The sequence below is a fragment of the Peptoclostridium sp. AF21-18 genome (assembly GCF_003478825.1).
In the GTDB taxonomy this organism is placed as follows: domain Bacteria; phylum Bacillota; class Clostridia; order Peptostreptococcales; family Peptostreptococcaceae; genus Peptacetobacter.
The window spans coordinates 1-18,763 of record NZ_QUGE01000036.1; the positions used below are offsets into that span (position 1 = coordinate 1).

The 18,763-nt window shown below is 30.4% G+C and carries 20 protein-coding genes and 1 riboswitch; of the genes, 4 read left to right on the forward strand and 16 right to left on the reverse strand.

Translation table 11 applies throughout. The features are described from left to right. Positions 1-122: 122 nt before the first annotated feature. The 11 genes from ribH to DWX74_RS10375 form a co-directional block, all read right to left on the reverse strand. On the reverse strand, positions 123-587 hold the full coding sequence (gene ribH, locus DWX74_RS10325; protein WP_006439415.1) for a 6,7-dimethyl-8-ribityllumazine synthase: 465 nt from the start codon (positions 585-587) through the stop codon (positions 123-125). Between the two features lies 1 nt (position 588). After that, complete coding sequence (locus DWX74_RS10330) at positions 589-1,800, reverse strand: bifunctional 3,4-dihydroxy-2-butanone-4-phosphate synthase/GTP cyclohydrolase II (protein WP_006439414.1); 1,212 nt, start codon at positions 1,798-1,800, stop codon at positions 589-591. Between the two features lie 73 nt (positions 1,801-1,873). After that, the gene (gene ribE, locus DWX74_RS10335) at positions 1,874-2,512 is read right to left on the reverse strand and encodes a riboflavin synthase (RefSeq protein WP_006439413.1); all 639 of its coding nucleotides are present in this window, start codon (positions 2,510-2,512) and stop codon (positions 1,874-1,876) included. Further along, positions 2,497-3,597 (reverse strand): bifunctional diaminohydroxyphosphoribosylaminopyrimidine deaminase/5-amino-6-(5-phosphoribosylamino)uracil reductase RibD, encoded by a 1,101-nt coding sequence (ribD, locus tag DWX74_RS10340; protein WP_199647651.1) that lies wholly within the window; start codon positions 3,595-3,597, stop codon positions 2,497-2,499. The genes ribE and ribD overlap by 16 nt, the downstream gene beginning before the upstream one ends. A 151-nt stretch (positions 3,598-3,748) precedes the next feature. Beyond that, positions 3,749-3,863, reverse strand: a riboswitch (FMN riboswitch). Positions 3,864-3,932: 69 nt separating this feature from the next. Beyond that, positions 3,933-4,406 (reverse strand): glutathione peroxidase, encoded by a 474-nt coding sequence (locus DWX74_RS10345; RefSeq protein WP_118549874.1) that lies wholly within the window; start codon positions 4,404-4,406, stop codon positions 3,933-3,935. 107 nt (positions 4,407-4,513) lie between these two features. After that, on the reverse strand, positions 4,514-5,530 hold the full coding sequence (locus tag DWX74_RS10350) for a sensor histidine kinase (protein ID WP_118549875.1): 1,017 nt from the start codon (positions 5,528-5,530) through the stop codon (positions 4,514-4,516). Positions 5,531-5,557: 27 nt separating this feature from the next. Beyond that, the gene (locus tag DWX74_RS10355; protein WP_118549876.1) at positions 5,558-6,301 is read right to left on the reverse strand and encodes a response regulator transcription factor; all 744 of its coding nucleotides are present in this window, start codon (positions 6,299-6,301) and stop codon (positions 5,558-5,560) included. A gap of 148 nt (positions 6,302-6,449) precedes the next feature. Beyond that, on the reverse strand, positions 6,450-7,067 hold the full coding sequence (locus DWX74_RS10360; RefSeq protein WP_118549877.1) for a flavodoxin family protein: 618 nt from the start codon (positions 7,065-7,067) through the stop codon (positions 6,450-6,452). 65 nt (positions 7,068-7,132) lie between these two features. Continuing rightward, the gene (locus tag DWX74_RS10365) at positions 7,133-7,594 is read right to left on the reverse strand and encodes a GNAT family N-acetyltransferase (RefSeq protein ID WP_118549878.1); all 462 of its coding nucleotides are present in this window, start codon (positions 7,592-7,594) and stop codon (positions 7,133-7,135) included. A 23-nt stretch (positions 7,595-7,617) separates the two neighbouring features. Next, positions 7,618-8,079 carry a low molecular weight protein-tyrosine-phosphatase gene (locus DWX74_RS10370; RefSeq protein ID WP_118549879.1) on the reverse strand — a complete coding sequence of 154 codons (462 nt, stop codon included), beginning with the start codon at positions 8,077-8,079 and terminating at the stop codon, positions 7,618-7,620. An 18-nt stretch (positions 8,080-8,097) separates the two neighbouring features. Further along, positions 8,098-8,334, reverse strand: coding sequence for a hypothetical protein (locus DWX74_RS10375; protein WP_118549880.1), 237 nt, complete (start codon positions 8,332-8,334; stop codon positions 8,098-8,100). A 364-nt stretch (positions 8,335-8,698) separates the two neighbouring features. Here DWX74_RS10375 and DWX74_RS10380 point away from each other — a divergent pair, with 364 nt between their 5' ends. Next, a complete protein-coding gene (locus DWX74_RS10380; protein ID WP_118549881.1) occupies positions 8,699-9,055 on the forward strand; it encodes a helix-turn-helix domain-containing protein in 357 nt (118 codons plus the stop codon). A 167-nt stretch (positions 9,056-9,222) separates the two neighbouring features. On the opposite strand, the gene DWX74_RS10385 is transcribed toward DWX74_RS10380, so the two are convergent. The 5 genes from DWX74_RS10385 to DWX74_RS10405 all read right to left on the reverse strand — a co-directional run bounded on the left by DWX74_RS10385 (position 9,223) and on the right by DWX74_RS10405 (position 14,756). Beyond that, on the reverse strand, positions 9,223-10,359 hold the full coding sequence (locus tag DWX74_RS10385) for a YkvI family membrane protein (protein WP_118549882.1): 1,137 nt from the start codon (positions 10,357-10,359) through the stop codon (positions 9,223-9,225). Positions 10,360-10,516: 157 nt separating this feature from the next. Further along, positions 10,517-11,836 (reverse strand): sarcosine reductase complex component B subunit beta, encoded by a 1,320-nt coding sequence (grdF, locus tag DWX74_RS10390; protein WP_118549883.1) that lies wholly within the window; start codon positions 11,834-11,836, stop codon positions 10,517-10,519. 97 nt (positions 11,837-11,933) lie between these two features. Further along, positions 11,934-13,223 (reverse strand): sarcosine reductase complex component B subunit alpha, encoded by a 1,290-nt coding sequence (grdG, locus tag DWX74_RS10395; RefSeq protein ID WP_118549884.1) that lies wholly within the window; start codon positions 13,221-13,223, stop codon positions 11,934-11,936. A 398-nt stretch (positions 13,224-13,621) separates the two neighbouring features. Continuing rightward, complete coding sequence (locus DWX74_RS10400) at positions 13,622-14,008, reverse strand: GrdX family protein (RefSeq protein WP_118549885.1); 387 nt, start codon at positions 14,006-14,008, stop codon at positions 13,622-13,624. A gap of 55 nt (positions 14,009-14,063) precedes the next feature. Then, the gene (locus DWX74_RS10405) at positions 14,064-14,756 is read right to left on the reverse strand and encodes a TetR/AcrR family transcriptional regulator (protein ID WP_199647653.1); all 693 of its coding nucleotides are present in this window, start codon (positions 14,754-14,756) and stop codon (positions 14,064-14,066) included. 578 nt (positions 14,757-15,334) lie between these two features. On the opposite strand from DWX74_RS10405, the gene DWX74_RS10410 reads away from it, so the two are divergent. The 3 genes from DWX74_RS10410 (at position 15,335) to DWX74_RS10420 (ending at position 18,659) form a co-directional block, all read left to right on the forward strand. Further along, the gene (locus DWX74_RS10410) at positions 15,335-16,252 is read left to right on the forward strand and encodes an ATP-binding protein (protein ID WP_158573269.1); all 918 of its coding nucleotides are present in this window, start codon (positions 15,335-15,337) and stop codon (positions 16,250-16,252) included. Positions 16,253-16,256: 4 nt separating this feature from the next. Beyond that, the gene (locus DWX74_RS10415) at positions 16,257-17,096 is read left to right on the forward strand and encodes a response regulator (RefSeq protein WP_118549888.1); all 840 of its coding nucleotides are present in this window, start codon (positions 16,257-16,259) and stop codon (positions 17,094-17,096) included. A 528-nt stretch (positions 17,097-17,624) separates the two neighbouring features. Then, the gene (locus DWX74_RS10420; protein ID WP_118549889.1) at positions 17,625-18,659 is read left to right on the forward strand and encodes a PTS sugar transporter subunit IIC; all 1,035 of its coding nucleotides are present in this window, start codon (positions 17,625-17,627) and stop codon (positions 18,657-18,659) included. The last annotated feature ends 104 nt before the right edge of the window (positions 18,660-18,763 follow it).

An 18,763-nucleotide genomic window follows, 5' to 3' on the forward strand; every position in this document is an offset into this window, starting at 1 on the left:
CCTTTTATGGACTTTCACCACAGATTAATAGCATGCCCGTCATACTAAAAAGGGAGTGTATCTTTTACGATACCTCCCTCTTTTACTTTATTTTTAATATTTAATTTGTACTAGTATTTTTATTATAACAATTTCATAAGATTTACCATTTCTACTGCTCCCTGAGCACATTCAAATCCTTTATTTCCTGCTTTTGTTCCAGCTCTTTCTATAGCCTGTTCTATGTTTTCAGTTGTAAGTACTCCAAACATTACAGGTATTTCACTTTCTAAACTTACATGAGCTATTCCTTTAGATACTTCACTACATACATAATCATAATGACTTGTATTTCCTCTGATTACTGCACCTAAACATATTATTGCATCATATTTTTTACTCTTAGCCATTTTTGAAGCTACTACTGGTATTTCAAATGCTCCTGGAACCCAAGCCACTTCTATATTTTCTTCTTTAACATTTTCACGTTTTAATCCGTCTACTGCTCCTGAAAGAAGTTTTGATGTTATAAATTCGTTAAATCTCGCTGCTACTATTCCTATTTTAATATCACTTTCTGCTAATAATTTTCCTTCGTAAATTTTCATTTTAGTTTTCCCCCTTTAAATTTAATATATGTCCCATTCTTTCTTGTTTTGTTTTTAAATAAAATTCATCATATTCTGTTGCATCTATCTGAATAGGAATCCTATTATTTATCTTAATTCCATAATCTTTTAACTGATATATTTTATCTGGATTGTTTGTAAGAAGATTTAAAGACCTTACACCCAAATCTCTTAAAATTTGAGCTCCTATGTAATATTCTCTAGCATCTCCATCAAATCCCAATACTAAGTTTGCATCTAAAGTGTCCATTCCCCCATCTTGAAGTTTATATGCCTTCATTTTGTTAACAAGACCAATACCTCTTCCTTCCTGTCTCATATAAAGCAGAACTCCTCTTCCTTCTTTTGCTATTTTTTGCATAGCTACATCAAATTGTTCCCCACAATCACAACGTAAAGATCCAAATACATCTCCTGTTAAACACTCTGAATGCACTCTACAAAGAATATTTTCTCCATCTCCTATCTCGCCCTTTACTAAGGCTATGTGATGTTCTCCATTCAATTTATTTATGTAACAACTAGCCATAAACTCTCCATATTTTGTGGGCATTTTTACTTTTGAAACACATTCAATTAATTTATCATATGTTTTTCTGTAGTCTTGTAAATCTTTTATAGTTGTAAATGTTAATCCATATTCTTTTGCCATTTTTTTTAACTCTGTTGTTCTCATCATTCTTCCGTCCTCTCTCATAATTTCACAACAAAGTCCACATTCTTTAAGTCCGGCTAATTTCATAAAATCAACTGTTGCTTCAGTATGTCCATCTCTTTCTAACACTCCATTATCTTTTGCTATCAGAGGAAACATATGACCAGGTCTTCTGAAATCTTCTGGTTTTACATCATCTTCTACACATTTTCTAGCAGTTAATCCTCTTTCAACAGCAGATATTCCTGTAGCTGTGTCTACATGGTCTATTGATACTGTAAATGCTGTTTCGTGATTATCTGTGTTATGAGTTACCATTGGTGGTAAATCTAATTTTTTAGCTAATTCTTTTGACATAGGCATACATATTAGACCTTTTGCATAACTTGCCATAAAATTTACATTTTCTGTTGTAGCAAACTCAGCTGCACAGATTAAATCACCTTCATTTTCTCTGTTCTCGTCATCTGTTACAAGTATAATTTTCCCTTCTCTTAAATCCTGTATTGCTTTTTTTACTGATTCAAATCTCATCATTTTTCCCCCCTTAAAAATTCCAATTATTAAAATATCTTTCCTAATCTAAAAAATAGTTTATTAATAAATACTTCTAAAATCCATTTCTTAATAAAAATTCTCTATTTATATTTGATTCTTTTTTATTTTTATTCATTAATTTTTCTACGTATTTTCCAATGCAATCATTCTCAATATTTACAATATCATTTATTTTTTTAAAAGCTAAGATAGTGTTCTCTAGAGTATGTGGAATTATTGAGACATCAAAACTATTTGTTCTAACATTAGCCACTGTTAAACTTATTCCATCTATAGTAATAGAGCCTTTTTCAACCACATATTTCATAATTTTTAAATCAGCTTCAATTGTGTACCATATCGCATTACTATCTTTATTTATATTTTTAACTATTCCAGTCCCATCAATATGGCCACTTACTATATGACCTCCAAATCTTCCATTTGCAGCCATTGCCCTTTCTAAATTAACTTTGCTATTTGTTTTTAACTTATTTAGGGAAGTTCTTTTCATAGTTTCATGCATTACATCGACTGAAAATTCTGAATCAGAAAACTCTGTAACAGTAAGGCAAATTCCATTTACCGCTATGCTATCACCTCTGTGCACATCTTCTAATATTTTATCTGCTTTTATAAATAATTTCCTAGAATCACCATTAACTTTAATCGATACAATATTTCCTATTTCCTCTATTATTCCTGTGAACATTTATAAGTCACATCACTTTCTATCATCAAATCATCTCCAAATCTAAAGATTTCACTATTTTTTAGCATTATTGCATCTTTAGGAAAATCAACTCCTTCTCCTAATACTGCTGTTTTTCCATTTCCACCAAATATTTTAGGAGCTATATATGCTTGTATTTTATCTACTATTCCCCGTTCAAAAGCGCTCCATGCTAAAGTTGCACCTCCTTCAAGAAGTATACTGTCTATTTTCTTTTCTCCTAATTTAGACATCAAATCTTGTAAGTCTATCTTTTTTTTCTTTATTTTAATTTGTAAAATCTCGCATCCTTTTTCAATATATTGCTCTTTTTTAATCTCATCATCTGAACAAGTTGCGATTATTGTAGGTATTTCTTTTGCTGTAGATACTATTTTTGATCCTATAGGTGTTCTTAGATTTGTATCACATATTATTCTAATTGGGTTTAGTCCATTTTCTATCTTACAATTTAACATCGGATTATCTATAATTACAGTATCCACTCCAACCATTATTCCCGAATATTTATGCCTAGTTTTTTGTACATTTAATCTAGCTTCTTCACCTGTAATCCATTTAGATTCATTTATTTTAGTAGCTATTTTTCCATCCATTGTCATAGCATACTTAAATAATACAAATGGTTTTTTAGTTGTTATAAACTTTCTAAAAGTTTCATTCAATTTATCGCCTTCATTTTCTAAAAGCCCCTTTTCAACTTTTATTCCCCGTTTTTTTAATATATCCAAACTTTTACCAGACATTTTAGGATTTGGATCTAGACTAGCAATAACTACTTTTTTTATCTTATTTTCTATTATTGCATCTGTACATGGTGGAGTTTTTCCATAATGACAACATGGTTCTAGAGTTACATACATGGTAGCATCTTTAGGATTTTCTGAACAATTATTCAATGCATTTCGTTCTGCATGAAGACCACCATATTTTTTATGGTATCCTTCACCTATAATTTTTCCATTTTTGACAATAACTGCTCCTACCATAGGATTAGGATTAACAAATCCTACACCTTTTTTTGCATTTTCTAATGCCAATTGCATATATTTACATTCACACATTTTAACACCTCCTAAAAATAAAAAATGTCTTGAATAATATGCTATCCAAGACATTTAAAAGTGCTAAAATTATCTAAATAAATTAAAAAAGCTCTGAAATGATTAATTCATTCCAGAGCAAATAAAACTATAATATATAATAAATAGTACTTTTCATCTTCTTTCATCCAGACTTTACTGTCGGCTTCGGAATTACACCGAATCATGCTTTGCAGCTCGTGGGCTTTACCACCGGTAGGGAATTTCACCCTGCCCTGAAGATAGTTCTTATTCAATTAACTTTAATTATATTATTAAAGTTTTTATTTGTCAATAAAAAATAATTTTAGAAGTTTTTATTTTAATAATTTTTTTATTTTCTTTTCTAATTTTTCTGGTTTCATCATAGGTGGAAATCTGTCTATTACATTCCCATCTTTATCAACTAAGAACTTAGTAAAGTTCCATTTAATATTTTTCCCACCAAGACCTTTTTTCTGTTCTTTTAAATACGTAAACAAAGGTTCTTCATTTTCTCCGTTTACTTCTATTTTAGAAAACTGTCTAAATGTTATTCCATAGTTGTCAATTCCAAACTGCTTTACTTCAGCATCAGTGCCCGGAGTCTGTCCAAACTGGTCACTAGGAAAATCTAAGATTTCAAATCCTTCATCTTTATATTTTTTGTAAAGCTCTTCCAGAGCTTCATACTGTTTAGTGAAGCCTCAATTTGTAGCTGAATTTAATATCAGAAGTGCTTTCCCTTTAAATTCACTCATATCGACTTCATTTCCGTCTATATCTTTCACTTTATAATCATATATACTCATAATTTTTATATCCCCCATCTTTTGATTGCTTACTTAGTAGATACCCGTATATATGACCAACAATCAATTTTATCTATATATTTATTGTTTATTACTATAATTTACTTTTATTGCATAACTTTAAAGAAATCGTGTCCTTTGTTGAATATTATCAAAACATCACAAAATTCACCTTCAACAGAATTTACTTCTATATCATCTCCTAGTGCAGTGAGTATTTTTTTAGATATGTAAAGCCCCATTCCAGTAGATTTAAATCTGTTTCTTCCATTTTTTCCTGTAAATCCTTTTTCAAATATTCTATCCAAATCTACTTTATCTATTCCTTCTCCATAATCTTTTATATGGATAACCCTAGATTTTTCACGCTGCTCTGGGAAAATCTCTATCTTTCCACCCTCGCAAGAATATTTACATGCGTTATCTATTATAAGCTCTATAATATGAGCTATCCATTTTCTATCTGTATACACAGAAAATCCAGTTTCTTTGATATCTATTTCTAACTTGTTGTATATAAATAGATACCTGTTCTTTTTTATTACACTTCTTATTACTTTGTCTATTTCTACTTCTTCAATAGAAAAATCCGAACTGTACTCCCCGGATCTTATTATGTACAACGCCTGCTCAACAAGTGAGTCTATTCTTTTTATTTCTCTATTTATATTCTTTGAAATCTCTGTATCATCCACTCTTTTAGACATAATTTCTAGTATAGAAATAGGTATTTTTACTTGGTGTATCCAGTCTGTCATATAATCATTGGCATCTTTTAGCTCGTCCTCTATTTTTTCCATTTTATTCATCCAATATATATGCTCTTCTTTTATCTGTCTTATAAGCTCTTTTTCTATACCATCTTTAAATTCCTCGTCAACATCTACACTATCTATAACTTTAACAGTATCCAAAATTGTATCAAACTCTTTTTTCTTCTTGAAAAAGTCATATATAATAAATAATACCAAAGCTAGTGCAAATATTAAATTAAGATAAATCAAGCTATCTTTTCTCATATCTATTCCTGGATCTATGTAAACATTTATATTGAATAGTAGTATAAACAGTATATATAGAAGAATATAAACTTTATTGCTTTTTAAATAATCTATAATCTTCATTTTTTTCTCCTCAAAACATAGCTACTATTATAAATCTTCTATTATGTAGCCCTGTCCTTTTTTAGTTTTAATATAATCATCTAGCCCAATTGATTTTAGTTTATTTCTAAGTCTTGTTACGTTTACAGTAAGCGTATTTTCTCCAATAAACTCATCTGTACTCCAAAGCGCATCCATTATCTCATCTCTACTGACAATACTTCCAGCATTTTGCATTAATATATGTAGAATTTTAAACTCGTTTCTACTTAGTTCTACAACAATGCCATCTTTTATAACTGTTCCATCAGCTATGTTAAGTGTTATTGGTCCAACTTTTATAATTTCTTTATCAGCAGTAATATTGTATGAATATGCACGTCTAAAAACTGCTTGAACCTTTGCAATTAATAGTTGTATTGAGAATGGCTTTACAATGTAGTCATCTCCACCCATGTTTATAGACATTATGATATCCATATCACTATCTCTTGATGAGATAAATATTATCGGTACTTTTAAAAATCTTCTTATTTCGTTGCACCACTGGAATCCATCTTTGTATGGAAGGTTAATATCCATTAAAATTAGTTTTGGATTTGCAATAAGTACCTCATTTGTTATATTTTGTAAATCTACCACAGTTTGCGCTGTATATCCGTATTTTTCTAACCGTAATTTTATTTCTTTTGCTAATACAAAGTCATCTTCTACTATAAATATATCTAATTTGTTATCATCTAAAGACATTCTTGATGATAACTCCATATTGTATTCGTTTTTTAAACGCATTTTTATCACCTCTTATTTTAATGATAACTTCTTTTTAAAGATGATACAATATTTGTTTTGATTATATAGTTTTAAATATAAGGATAAAAAGCTGAGTAATTTTATATCCAGCTTTTTATCCTTATATTTTTATTTTATCTTTTATTAATTATCTTATAAAGTTTGTAGCAACTTTAGCTTCTTTTTCAGGTAATCCATATTTTTCTTTACCCAAAGCAATACTCTTAATTAAGAATGCCATATTTTTACCTAAAGTTCTCATAACCTGAAGTCCTTCTTCGTCTTTCAATACTTCTTCTGGTGTGTTTCCATGTACACTATTCCAATACTGGCTTGATGCTACAGGCATTCCAGCTATTGTAAAGTATTTGTTTAGTTCATCAAATGTAGCTGAACATCCACCTCTTCTTGCAGATACAACAGCTGCCCCTACCTTCATATTCTTGTCACAAGCATTGCTGTAGAATAATCTGTCCATAAATGATATTAGATTTCCATTAGCAGATGCGTAATATACAGGAGATCCTACAACAATTCCATCACATTCTGTAAATTTTGGAGCTACTTCATTTACCATATCATCAAATACACATCTTCCAACTTGTCTACAAGTACCACAAGCGACACATCCTCTTATGTCCTTGTTTCCAACGTGGATTATTTCTGTTTCTATATCGTTTTTGTTTAATTCTTTTTCCACTTCGCAAAGAGCTGTGTATGTGCATCCATTTGCGTGTGGACTTCCGTTGATTAATAATACTTTCATAATAACACCCCTTTTATAATTTTCTAACTATATTATATAACTTTATTTATCACTATATAACTTGTTTATCTATGTATATACATTCTAGAAGTTTTTTCTTCTCCATCTCCATAAGCTTCACAGAAAAATTCCCATCCATATCTTTCATAGAATGAATCATGGTCTGTAAGAAGATATAATGTATCAATTCCTTTGTTTTTCATATCTTCGCATACGTGATTTAATAAAGCACCTGCAGTCCCATTGCAACGTTTATCCTCCTCAACAAATACAGCACATACATTTGGAGCAAGGTCTTTTCTATCGTGGAAGTCATTTTCTATAACTCCCAGTCCACCAATTATTCTTCCTTCTTCCATAGCTACATACCACTGAGGAACTGGATTTTTTTCTGTAAAGCACTCTTCCATACTTTCTAAATATGCTTCTTTTGGTGCTCTCCACTTAGAGCTAAACCAATTCGCTGCCTCTTCTTTTAAATCCTGTCTGTCTAGTAAATTTATTATTTCGTATTTTATCGAACTCATAATTACCTCCCTATCTTTAACTACTACAATTCGTTCTTTTTGCAGTATTCTAGGAAAGCACTACATCCCTCCATTACATCGTCATAAGTAACGTCAAAGTTTCCTGTGTACCAAGGATCTGCTATATCCCTTTCACTTCCTGCAAAATGAAGTAGTTTATATACTTTGTTGTCTACATCTTCTCCAACTACTCTTTTTAGGTTTCTTCTGTTCATATCATCCATTATTAGTATGTAGTCGAATTCTTTGTAGTCTTTTTTTATTATCTGTCTTGCGTATTTTCCAGCAGTTGATATTCCAACCTCTGCTAGTTTTTTTCTTGTTCCATGGTGTACTGGATTTCCAATTTCTTCTCTGCTTGTCGCTGAAGATTCTATGTGGAATTTATCTGCTAATCCTTGCTTTGAAACCATGTCCTTTAAAACAAATTCTGCCATAGTTGAACGACATATATTCCCATGGCAAACCATCATTACATTTATCATTTAAATTCTCCTTTCAAATTATTTCATCTTCTTCAAATCAATATAAATATCTAGCTGCGGAATAAATAAAAAGTTCTCATCCTTTATATGTGTATTCCCAAATTCTTTCAGCTCTTTCCCAGCTTCATCAGCAGTCACCTTGTACTTCACTATCTCACTGTTTTCATCTATAGTAGCATGGAAAAACTTCCCTTCATACTGTTTAAACTTATAATCAAAATTATCTCTTGTCAGTTTTATTACTATCTCTTTCAAAATGTTCCCTCCTTCTCTATTAGCTAATATCTATATTAACTAATAATTATTATCTAAGATTATTTCACGTCTTAGGATGTTAACTAAATTTTTATCCATTATACTCATCAACTTTATAAAATAAAATCATCTTACATACATCCTATATTTTTATTATAACAATAAATTCTTTTATTTAATAGTTTTTAAAATTCAAAACCATTAAATTTTCAACAAATAAATAATCTTAGCATCCACCTTATTAAAACATTGAAATTAAGCCAATGTTAACCCTAATTGACAAATTGACAACCTTTATTGGTTGCGTAAATTATACCTATTTTGCTATTATTTTTATAAGAAAACTAACTTAGGAGTGATTTATATGAAATTCAATGAAAAACTAATCGAACTAAGAAAAACAAAAGGACTTTCACAAGAAGAGCTTGGAAACGAACTAGGAGTATCTAGACAAACTGTATCAAAATGGGAACTTGGACAAAGCTATCCCGACTTTCAAAAGCTTGTTATACTAAGTGACTTCTTTAATATATCTCTTGATAAACTAATAAAAGATATAGATTTAGATGATGTAAGAGAAAATAATTCAGACAATGAAAAAGTATCTAAAATGTATGAAGACTTCCAAACTGTAAAAACTGCTCTTAACTACCTTCTAAACTTCTTTGCATTTATCGGAGTAGTTGGTATATTAGCTATAATTGCTCTTATATTGATATAAGATGTTTAAACAAAAGTAAAACCTTACTATATAAACATAAATAATTTTTCATAAAAAATAAGGGCTTAACTGAATGCTATGAAAACTCTCTAGTCTTAAGGAGGTCAGTTAGCCCTTATTTTATAAAACTTTATTAAAAAAATATCTTTTAAGGATATAGTTTTCTTCTATTTTGATTCTTTTCTAGATTTTAGTTCTTTGAAATTATGCCATAACATGAATAATATAAGTACCGCACCAACATATCCATTCAATACATAAATAACATTTACTAAAACACGGAAAGGAAGGAATAATCCTACTAAAAGCCCTACTACACCTAAAACAACTGTTAATATTTTAAATCTAGATGTACCTTCTTCAGCAAATCTTGATACTGGGTTATATAATAGAGGTACTGCTGTTGTGTAAATACCAGCAAATACAACTATTGCAAATATCGCTGAGAAAGGCTTCCATATTCTAGTTGCTAATATTAAGTTAGGTATATCTGCATTCCATACAAATGTTTTTCCATCGCCTAGCCCTGTATTTATATTTGCTATCTGTGCAAATGAAATAAGTACTATAGCTATACAAACTGATAATGTTCCGCCTATTATACCATAGTTAAGATCTTTTTTATTATTTTTAGCTCCAAGTGCTGATGTAAAACTAGCAAACCATAATAATACAAATCCTGCATAAGAAAGACCTGATATTAACCAGTTTGCACCAGCATTTTTAATTGGTTCATCTGTCATACCTGCAAATGATTGTGTTCTTATAACTTCTAATCCTTCAGCTATATTTCCACCATCTCTTGCACAAGTTATAAGCCCTATTGCAATACAAAGAACAACTATTATTGGCCCAACTACACCTATAGCATCAACCAATGAATTTAGTCCTCCTACAACTGTTATAATTGCAAGAGTTGTAAGAATTACAGCACCTATCCAAGGAGCTAATCCATACTCTTGGCTCAAAGTCGATGCTGCTCCACCAACCATAACAAAGAAAGACATATAACAGAATAATGTTGAATAGTAATCACAGAATGTACCTACATATTTTCCACAAAAATATTTATATACATCGTTACCTTTTTCAAACTTTTGTTCTGCTCCAGCTTTTGCAAAATTAAAATTATAGTATAAGAAAGCTATTGCAAATACTAAAACTACTAATATAGATTTCATACCATATGCTGTGTAGTATTGGATTATTTCTTGTCCTGTTGCAAATCCAGATCCTATAGTAAAAGCAATAACTGCTCCTGCAAGTATTAAAACTCGTTTCCAGTTTACTTTTTCATTGCCCATATAAAACACTTCCATTCTATAATAAATTTATGTTTCGGCTTATATTTTCGGCTCCTCACAAATCTAATTGTAAGGAGCCGAAATTTGAATCTTATCTAGCTTTCTCTTGCTTTTATTTACTTTTATCGCATAAGCTTTTATTTAATTTTATATATATTTAAAAATCATCAGTTTCAAATACAGTCTGTCCATCAACTGGAGTCTGAAGAACTTTAAGTGCTCTCTTAACCATATTCATTCTTATTTTCTTAGAGTCCACTTCGCCCTGAGTTGGATCTCCTAGAGGATATGGTATACCAACACCTGGGATTATTCTATTTGCACCTATTGTTAATGAAATAGGAACAACTGTAGCCATGTGTACTACTGGGATTCCGTATTTTTCTATACCTTTAACCATTGTTGCACCGCAACGAGTACAAGTACCTCAAGTAGAAACTAGTATAACAGCATCTACACCATCAGCGATAAGTTTTTTACCTATATCATCACCAAATTTAGCAGCACTTCCTGTTGCTGTACCAGTACCAGTAGTTGTGAAGAATGAATCGTACAATTTTCCGAATGCACCTTCTTTTTCTAACTCTCTTAAAACATCTAGTGGAACAACTAAGTTTGGATTTTCCATAACGAACTGTCTATCATATCCACCATGTATAGTAGTGAAGTCGTCTTTGCTCATAGTTTCCATTCCAGCTATGCTGTATTCACCGTATTTAGTAGCATTTGAAGATTCTATGTGGTCTGGGTTTCCAACTGGAACTACACCACCAGATGTAACTATTGCTATTGTAGCATGTTCTATATCTTTTAGAGGTTCAGCTGGATCTACTCTGTCAAATACTGGCATTTCGTATTCAGTAACATATTCTTCGCCTCTTATCTTTTTAAGTAGCATATCTATTGCTCTGTCAGATCCTCTCTTTTCAGCGAAATAGTTAACTCTTATACCTCTTTCTATATATCCTTCTTCTTTAGGTCCTAAAACTTCTTCACCTTCAACTAATTTTTTAACTAAATTAGCTATTTTAGGAAGAACTTTTCTCATACCTGCTGCTGAGTTTGGAGTTTCAACTATTAATAAGTCTTTTCTAAACATATCTACACCAGGGTTTTCTACGTACATTCCTGTAACTGTAGGTATATTTAACTCTTCTTCTATTGCTTTACAAGCTGTACCACATGCAACACCGTATCTACCTGCATTGAATGCTGGTCCTGCAACAACTGCATCTGCTCCACATTCTTTAACCATTCCTAAAACAGTTTCAGTAGCTGCATCAAGATTTTCACCAAAGTAGTTGTCACCACATATTATAGTACCAACTATTTCATAATCTTCTCCAAGTAATTCAGCTAATTTAAGCCCTGGTCCCATTGCTCCTTCTCTAAGCTCTGGTTTATAATCTGCCATATCTTCTCCACCTACATTGGCAAAGAACTGATTTATATAATGAACTATTTTATATTTTGCCATCTTGATATATCCCCTTTCCGGTAAATTTAATATCTCAACATTTCTCGATTACCATTAAAAATAATCTTCTCTAAAATAAGTTTAATTTCTTCTATTATTAATATCCTTTTGCTGCAAGTTTGTTAAATCCGTTAGCTATTGTAGATGCTATTATTATCTGAAGTTCTGCATCAAAGCTTCCATCTTCATTCATACATCCAGACCATCCACCTATCTGGCTTTCTATGTAGTCTGTCATTCCTATTATTCTATCCATTGGTGGGAAATGAAGTACTGCATTACCCTGTCCACAAGATACCATTGCATCTGCTTCTTTACAAGTATCTGCTAATGACTGAGATTTTCCGTCTTTTCCCGGGAATTCATCAGTTATTATAGCTACTTTTATACCTTTGTTTGCTACTTTTCTGCAGTTCATCATTAAATCTGTATCAGGGTTACCGTAACCTTCTTCAGTTATTAGTAATCCATCAAGTCCCATCCATTCTGCTAATTTAGCAACCATATCTGAATGTCTTTCTTTATCTGCTAAGAATACATTTTCGTTTGTTAATATAACACCCATGAAGTTTAATTCTTTTCCATGGCGTTTAAATAAGTCTTCTATTACCGGATTGTGGAAATGATGATATGTTGTAACCTTATCACAAGGTGCAACACAGTTTCCAGATACTATAGCTCCGTCCATTATTTCTTCTGGATACATAAATGTTGGTACTATCTGTTTAGCATCAACTCCGTAATAATATGTATCGTGAAGTAATCCCTGTGACTGAAGCATGTGAACATATCCTATCTTTGGTAGATCTGGATATTCTGCAGCCTGTTCAAATATAGGTTTTGTTTCAAAAGTTTCTATACTATCTGGTTCTATATCTTTTCCTGCTTTTCCTATGTGTGCAGCTACTTTAAGTCCAGCTAATCTAGCTGCTCTTTCATATACATGAGTTTCTAAACCTTCCTGTGGTTCAACTACTACACATATATTGTTAGTTTTAGAGAATGGGCAGTAATCTGCAGCTGGTCCACTCATGTCTATTACACCTTCCTGGAAACCAACTATCTTACCTACTGTTATAACACAAGCACCATCAAGTGCATGAGTTCTACCATTTCCAACTGTTGGATTAACTTTTCCTATAACACCTGGGAAAATTTCTCCACCACCACTAACTTTAACTCTAGGTTCTATAACGTCTTTTACAGGAGTTATTCTTGTAGATTCTCCTGGTTTAGCTAGTTCGATTTTACAGTCTTTTATCTTATCGTCTTCTAATACAAGGTCGATAATTTCCTGCTTATTTACGAAAAGTGTGTGATTTTTTACACAAATTTCTTCACCGAACTGAATGTCATCGATACGTATTTTGCCTAATTCTAGTTTCATGTAGCTACCTCCTTTAATTCTGTTACCGTGATAACATAAAGTTTTTAAAAATGATTGGTTTATAATTTTTATTTTAAAACCAATCTTAGACAAGTTATATTTATTTTGTCTTTTATTCGGGTATAGATTTTTTCTATACTTAGATATTATCACATAGGAAAAGGTTTGTCTATATTTTATCATTAAATTTTCAGAATTATTTTTACAAATAAATTTTATATCTTTAATTCTATTTATGAGAATATTTTCTATTATTTTTTTACATTTTTCTAAAAAAATTCATATAAAAATAGATAAAATAAAAGACATTTCACTATAATAAACAGTAAAATGTCTTTTTTTATCAATTATTCAAATTTTTAAGCTTATTTATATATATTTATTATATGTTTTTTCTATTATTGTATTCTTGGCATTACATTATCTATCATAGATAAATCTATTGTCTTATAATCATTAGCTATTTTTTCTTCGTATTTTGGAGTTTCTTTTATTTCTCTAAATTTGTTAAAAGTTTCAATAGCCTTTTCTATCATCATCACATCGTCCATATTACTACTGTTATCAGATGGGTATACAATTATAGATCTGTATGGAGTTTGATTTGGTTTTAAGCTACCAGCCTGTGGATGAGTAAGGAGTCTATGTCTATCATAAACCATATCTCTAGCCTTAATAAGAACCTCTTCATATGAATTAACCAATTCAACTTTCATTATATCCTTATATTTATCGGCAACTCTATCATTGTTAGTAACTATTGTACATTTTTCTTTTTCAAACATTTTAATTCCTCCAATTCAATTCTATACCCGATTTCATAATATCATAAATTATTTATTAAATAAAGTCTACTGTATATTCAAATTTATCAGCATAAAAATTAGCTATATCTTTTACTTCTCTAACAAAACATCTAACTCTATCTTCTATATCCTCTTCTTTAATACCATTGCTAAGAATATCCTTTAAATATCCCATATAAAGAGTACACTCCATATGGTTCATCTTCTTTGCATTTTCCAAGCTTATCTGACCTGCATCAACGCATTGCATACACATCTCAAAGTCCCTATCGTAAAATCCAGGAGTTTCAAGCATCTTTTTTAAATGTTCTTTAAATCCACTCAAATTTTCTGGGAACATATTATAATATTCAACCACAGCTGTATCTAAATTCTTGCTATTTTCATGTAAAAATATCATATCAAATGCTTCAGGATATCTAAATGCTGCTCTTGTATAACACTCCCATACACCTAGATGCTGATCCCATACTGTTTTCCATGTTTTCTCTGCATTTTCTAAATCCTCAAGATAACAATTTAAAAATCCCATCTGTGCATAGAACAGTAGCTCGTCTAAATTTTTAAAGTATCTATATAAACATGTAGAACTACATCCCATTTCCTTTGCAATTCTTCTTATCGAAATAGCCTTTGTTCCTTCATTAGTTATTATTTCATACGCCTTTTCTATATAATCTTTTCTGTTTAGGTCTTTGAAATAATTTTTATCTACATTATTCTTCATGCTTAAATCACTTCCTTTCTTACAATAATATCTTATCATATTAATTGGTTTGTATGTTCATTCTTTTTTATGCCATAAATAATAATTATAGTTAAAATATATTTTAAAATTTATTTATATAGAAACTTTCAATAATACTATTTACGTGTTAAAATATATTTTGTAATAATAAAAAACGAGGGAAAAAGATGAAATATAAAACATTTAGTAGAAAAAATTTTTTTGAAACTACAATTCTCTTTGGATTAATAACAGTGCTTGCTGCACAATTTAATATGAATTTATTTTTAAATAATTTTAAAATATCTATAGGAATAATAACTTTTCCAGTATTTTTATTTTTAATTGAAGATTTTCCAATTATACCGGTTAGTATTTTTTCTGCGATAGGAGTTTTTATAACTAGATTTGGAGCGATTTGGCTACAACAAGGTTTTCAAGAACAAGCTGCTTTAAATTGCCTGCCTGAGTCTTTCTTCTACATTGCATATGGATTTCTTATTTATCTGTATTCGAAAAAAAGAAGTAAGGTTCTGGAAAACGATTCCGACATAATTTGGTTTATATTAATGGACTATTTGGCAAATTTAGTAGAACTTATTCTTAGATTTAGCATAAATACATTTGAAATAAAGGTTCAACTTTGTATAATATTTGTTGCTATATCTAGATCGTTTATAATATGGGCTTTGATTACCTTCCTAAAGAAGTATCATCTTACTTTTATGAAGGAAGAACATGCAGTTAGATATAAAAAGCTTATGCTACTAATTTCTAAACTAAATGGAGAAATAATTTGGATGAAGAAAAATACTTCATTAATAGAAGAAACTATGAATTCTTCTTATAAGCTATTCAATGATATGAAAAAACGGGGCGTTGATGAAGAAATATCAAAAGAAGCTCTTAATGTTGCTAAAGATATACACGAAATAAAGAAAGAATATGTCTTAATTCTTAGGGGAATTTCTGAAGCTATGAATTTAAACTTAGAAAACAACGGTATGTATATATCAGATATAGTAAATCTTTTAGAAGGTTCTACATCTGATGAAGCTACTGAAAAAGGAAAAACTGTTATTTTTAATAATAACTTTGATGAAAACCTATACACAGATAAAGAGTATTTCTTTATGTCTATTTTTAGAAATCTATTTACCAATTCTGTTGAAGCTGCTAAAGATAAAGAAATTGTAATAGACTTCAAAATAGAGCTTAAAACTAGCACAAAAAAAGATATAGACGAGGAATATTATTCTATTTTAATTAGAGATAACGGTCCTGGAATAGATTCAGAAGATATTTTAGAAATATTTGAGCCTGGATTCTCAACAAAGATAAATTTTGAAACTGGAGAAATAAACAGAGGTTTAGGTCTTAACCTGGTTAAAGATATAGTGGAAAACCAGTTTAATGGAAGTATTAATGTTGCTTCTGAGCCTGGAAATACCTCTTTTGTAATAAACATTCCAAAAAATGAATTGAAGGTGATTTAAAAGAATGAAATTTTATTTAGTTGATGATGATAAAAATATAAGAAAAATATTAAAGTTAATTATAGAAGAAAGAAACATCGGTGAAGTTGTGGGATCTTATGGAAATCCTGAGGATGCAATAGAAGATTTAAGCGTAAGTAATGTAGATATAGTTGTCGTTGATTTATTAATGCCTAATATGGATGGTATTGCTTTTATAAAAAAAGCTGCTGAAATAAACCCTTCTCTTGTATTTGTTATGTTATCTCAGGTTTCTTCAAAAGATATGATTTCTGAGGCGTATGAAAACGGTATAGAGTTCTACATTCAAAAACCTATAAATAGTATAGAAGTTGAGTCTGTTCTTAAAAAGGTCAAAGATTCATTAAATCTTAAAAGAACTGTAGCAACTGTTCAAAACCTATTTAACAATAATCTTGGAAACAATAATACTTGTGCTCCTTCTGAAAAAGTATGGCTTCCAAAGCTAAAAACTGTTCTTCAAAAACTTGGTATAATAGGTGAAATAGGAAGCAAGGACATTATAACTTTGATTGAATATATAATAGAAAAAAATCGGAACATAGAAAACGTTACTTTAAATGAACTTTGTTCTAAATTTACAGACAACCCTAAATCTATGGAACAAAGAATAAGACGTGCGGCAAATACTGGTATGATAAATTTAGCTAATCTTGGAATTGAAGACTATTCAAATGATATATTCCTTGAATTTGCGACAAACCTTTACAACTTCGAGCAAGTTAGAAAGGAAATGGACTATATAAGAGGAAAAAGTACTAAGCATGGAAATGTAAAAATTAGAAACTTCTTAAACTCTCTTGTACTTTATGTTCAGAATTAAGTTATCTAAAAAAATATATGGATTAATAGGCATGATTTATTTTTAGCAAAAATCGTGCCTTTTTTCATTCCAATTTTTACATCTATTGTTAATAACTATATGTTTTTATAAATTTTTCAAGTTATTTTTCAAAATCAGCCTCTTTTTATTTGTAATTTTGTTTATTTATACAATTTATAAATTTCATTTCATCTAATTAATTGTTAAAAATATGAACAAGTTTTATATTGTTTTTTTCTTATTTTTTTCACCTAATTTAACTTTGTTAATTTTGAAAATGTTTACCATAGAATTTTATTTCGATTTTTTTCGTTTAAAAATTATTTTTTAAAGGACTATATAATTTTTTTAAGTCGCAAAATAATTTTTTTGTATTAATTTTGAAAAAATTTCAATTTTTTTGTTAAATTTTTTTCATCTTTTCTGTAACTTTTTGAAACTTTTTAAAACTCATATATTATATTGATTTTAACGATAAGAAAACCCTTTCTTATAAACACAATCTATAATATTATGAGGTGAAAGCTTATGATGACAATTTTATCTGGACTTGGTCTATTATTACTTGTACTTGCTGGGTTCTCATTCTTTAGCTTCAAGATGCCAAAAGGATCTGTAGCTATGGGTGGTATGGCAGATGCAGCAGTTGCTACTTTCCTAGTAGAAGCAATACACAAATACATCTCTGGTGATTTATTTGGTATAAGCTTCCTAGCAGAAGTTGGTAGTATTTCAGGAGGAATGGGTGGAGTTGCTTCAGCAATCGCAGTTCCTATAGCAATGGGTGCTAACCCAGTACTTTCAATCGTTGCCGGTGTTGCTTGCGGTGGCTGTGGTATACTTCCTGGATTTATAGCAGGTTATATAGTTGGATTTATAATACCAATAATAGAAAAGAAATTACCAGAAGGATTAAACTTAATATTCGGTACTTTACTAATAGCTCCTCTAGCTAGATTTATAGCAATAGGTGCTACTCCATTAGTAGATGCTACTCTAGTACAGATAGGTGGAACAATATCTGCAGCAGCAGAACAGTCACCACTTGTAATGGGATTCCTTCTAGGTGGAATCATGAAGATGATATGTACATCTCCTCTAAGTTCAATGGCTTTAACTGCTATGCTTGGACTTAAAGGTTTAGCAATGGGTATCGCAGCAATAGCTTGCTTCGGTGGATCATTCACTAACGGATTTATATTCCATGGTTTAAAATTAGGAGATAAGAGTAACGTAATCGCAGTTATGCTTGAACCTCTTACTCAGGCACCACTTGTTACTTCAAACCCAATACCAATATTCTGCTCTAACTTCTTCGGTGGAGGTTTCGCAGGAATGGGTGCAGCAGCTTTAGGTATCATAAATAATGCTCCTGGTACAGCTTCTCCAATACCTGGATTATTAGCTCCATTCGCATTCAATGATCCTATGAAAGTTGTAATGGCTCTTGTTATAGCAGCAATCGGTGGTTCTATAGCAGGATTTGTAGGTTCTAAAGTATTCAAAAACTACAAAGTTGTAACAAAAGCTGACCTTGAAAGAAAAGCAGGAGTTATAGCTTAATTAATAATCGCAAGTTTTTTTAACTTAAATTTACTTTATACACAACTCACAAAAAAGGAACCCCCCAGTAAAACTGGGGGTTCTTCATTTGACGCCTATAAGGC

Coding starts and splice junctions, on each gene's coding strand:
- ribH (WP_006439415.1), bottom strand. CDS start 587: ATGAAAATTTACGAAGGAAAATTATTAGCAGAAAGTGATATTAAAATA.
- DWX74_RS10330 (WP_006439414.1), bottom strand. CDS start 1,800: ATGATGAGATTTGAATCAGTAAAAAAAGCAATACAGGATTTAAGAGAA.
- ribE (WP_006439413.1), bottom strand. CDS start 2,512: ATGTTCACAGGAATAATAGAGGAAATAGGAAATATTGTATCGATTAAA.
- ribD (WP_199647651.1), bottom strand. CDS start 3,597: ATGTGTGAATGTAAATATATGCAATTGGCATTAGAAAATGCAAAAAAA.
- DWX74_RS10350 (WP_118549875.1), bottom strand. CDS start 5,530: ATGAAGATTATAGATTATTTAAAAAGCAATAAAGTTTATATTCTTCTA.
- DWX74_RS10355 (WP_118549876.1), bottom strand. CDS start 6,301: ATGCGTTTAAAAAACGAATACAATATGGAGTTATCATCAAGAATGTCT.
- DWX74_RS10360 (WP_118549877.1), bottom strand. CDS start 7,067: ATGAAAGTATTATTAATCAACGGAAGTCCACACGCAAATGGATGCACA.
- DWX74_RS10365 (WP_118549878.1), bottom strand. CDS start 7,594: ATGAGTTCGATAAAATACGAAATAATAAATTTACTAGACAGACAGGAT.
- DWX74_RS10370 (WP_118549879.1), bottom strand. CDS start 8,079: ATGATAAATGTAATGATGGTTTGCCATGGGAATATATGTCGTTCAACT.
- DWX74_RS10380 (WP_118549881.1), top strand. CDS start 8,699: ATGAAATTCAATGAAAAACTAATCGAACTAAGAAAAACAAAAGGACTT.
- DWX74_RS10385 (WP_118549882.1), bottom strand. CDS start 10,359: ATGGGCAATGAAAAAGTAAACTGGAAACGAGTTTTAATACTTGCAGGA.
- grdG (WP_118549884.1), bottom strand. CDS start 13,223: ATGAAACTAGAATTAGGCAAAATACGTATCGATGACATTCAGTTCGGT.
- DWX74_RS10400 (WP_118549885.1), bottom strand. CDS start 14,008: ATGTTTGAAAAAGAAAAATGTACAATAGTTACTAACAATGATAGAGTT.
- DWX74_RS10405 (WP_199647653.1), bottom strand. CDS start 14,756: ATGAAGAATAATGTAGATAAAAATTATTTCAAAGACCTAAACAGAAAA.
- DWX74_RS10415 (WP_118549888.1), top strand. CDS start 16,257: ATGAAATTTTATTTAGTTGATGATGATAAAAATATAAGAAAAATATTA.
- DWX74_RS10420 (WP_118549889.1), top strand. CDS start 17,625: ATGATGACAATTTTATCTGGACTTGGTCTATTATTACTTGTACTTGCT.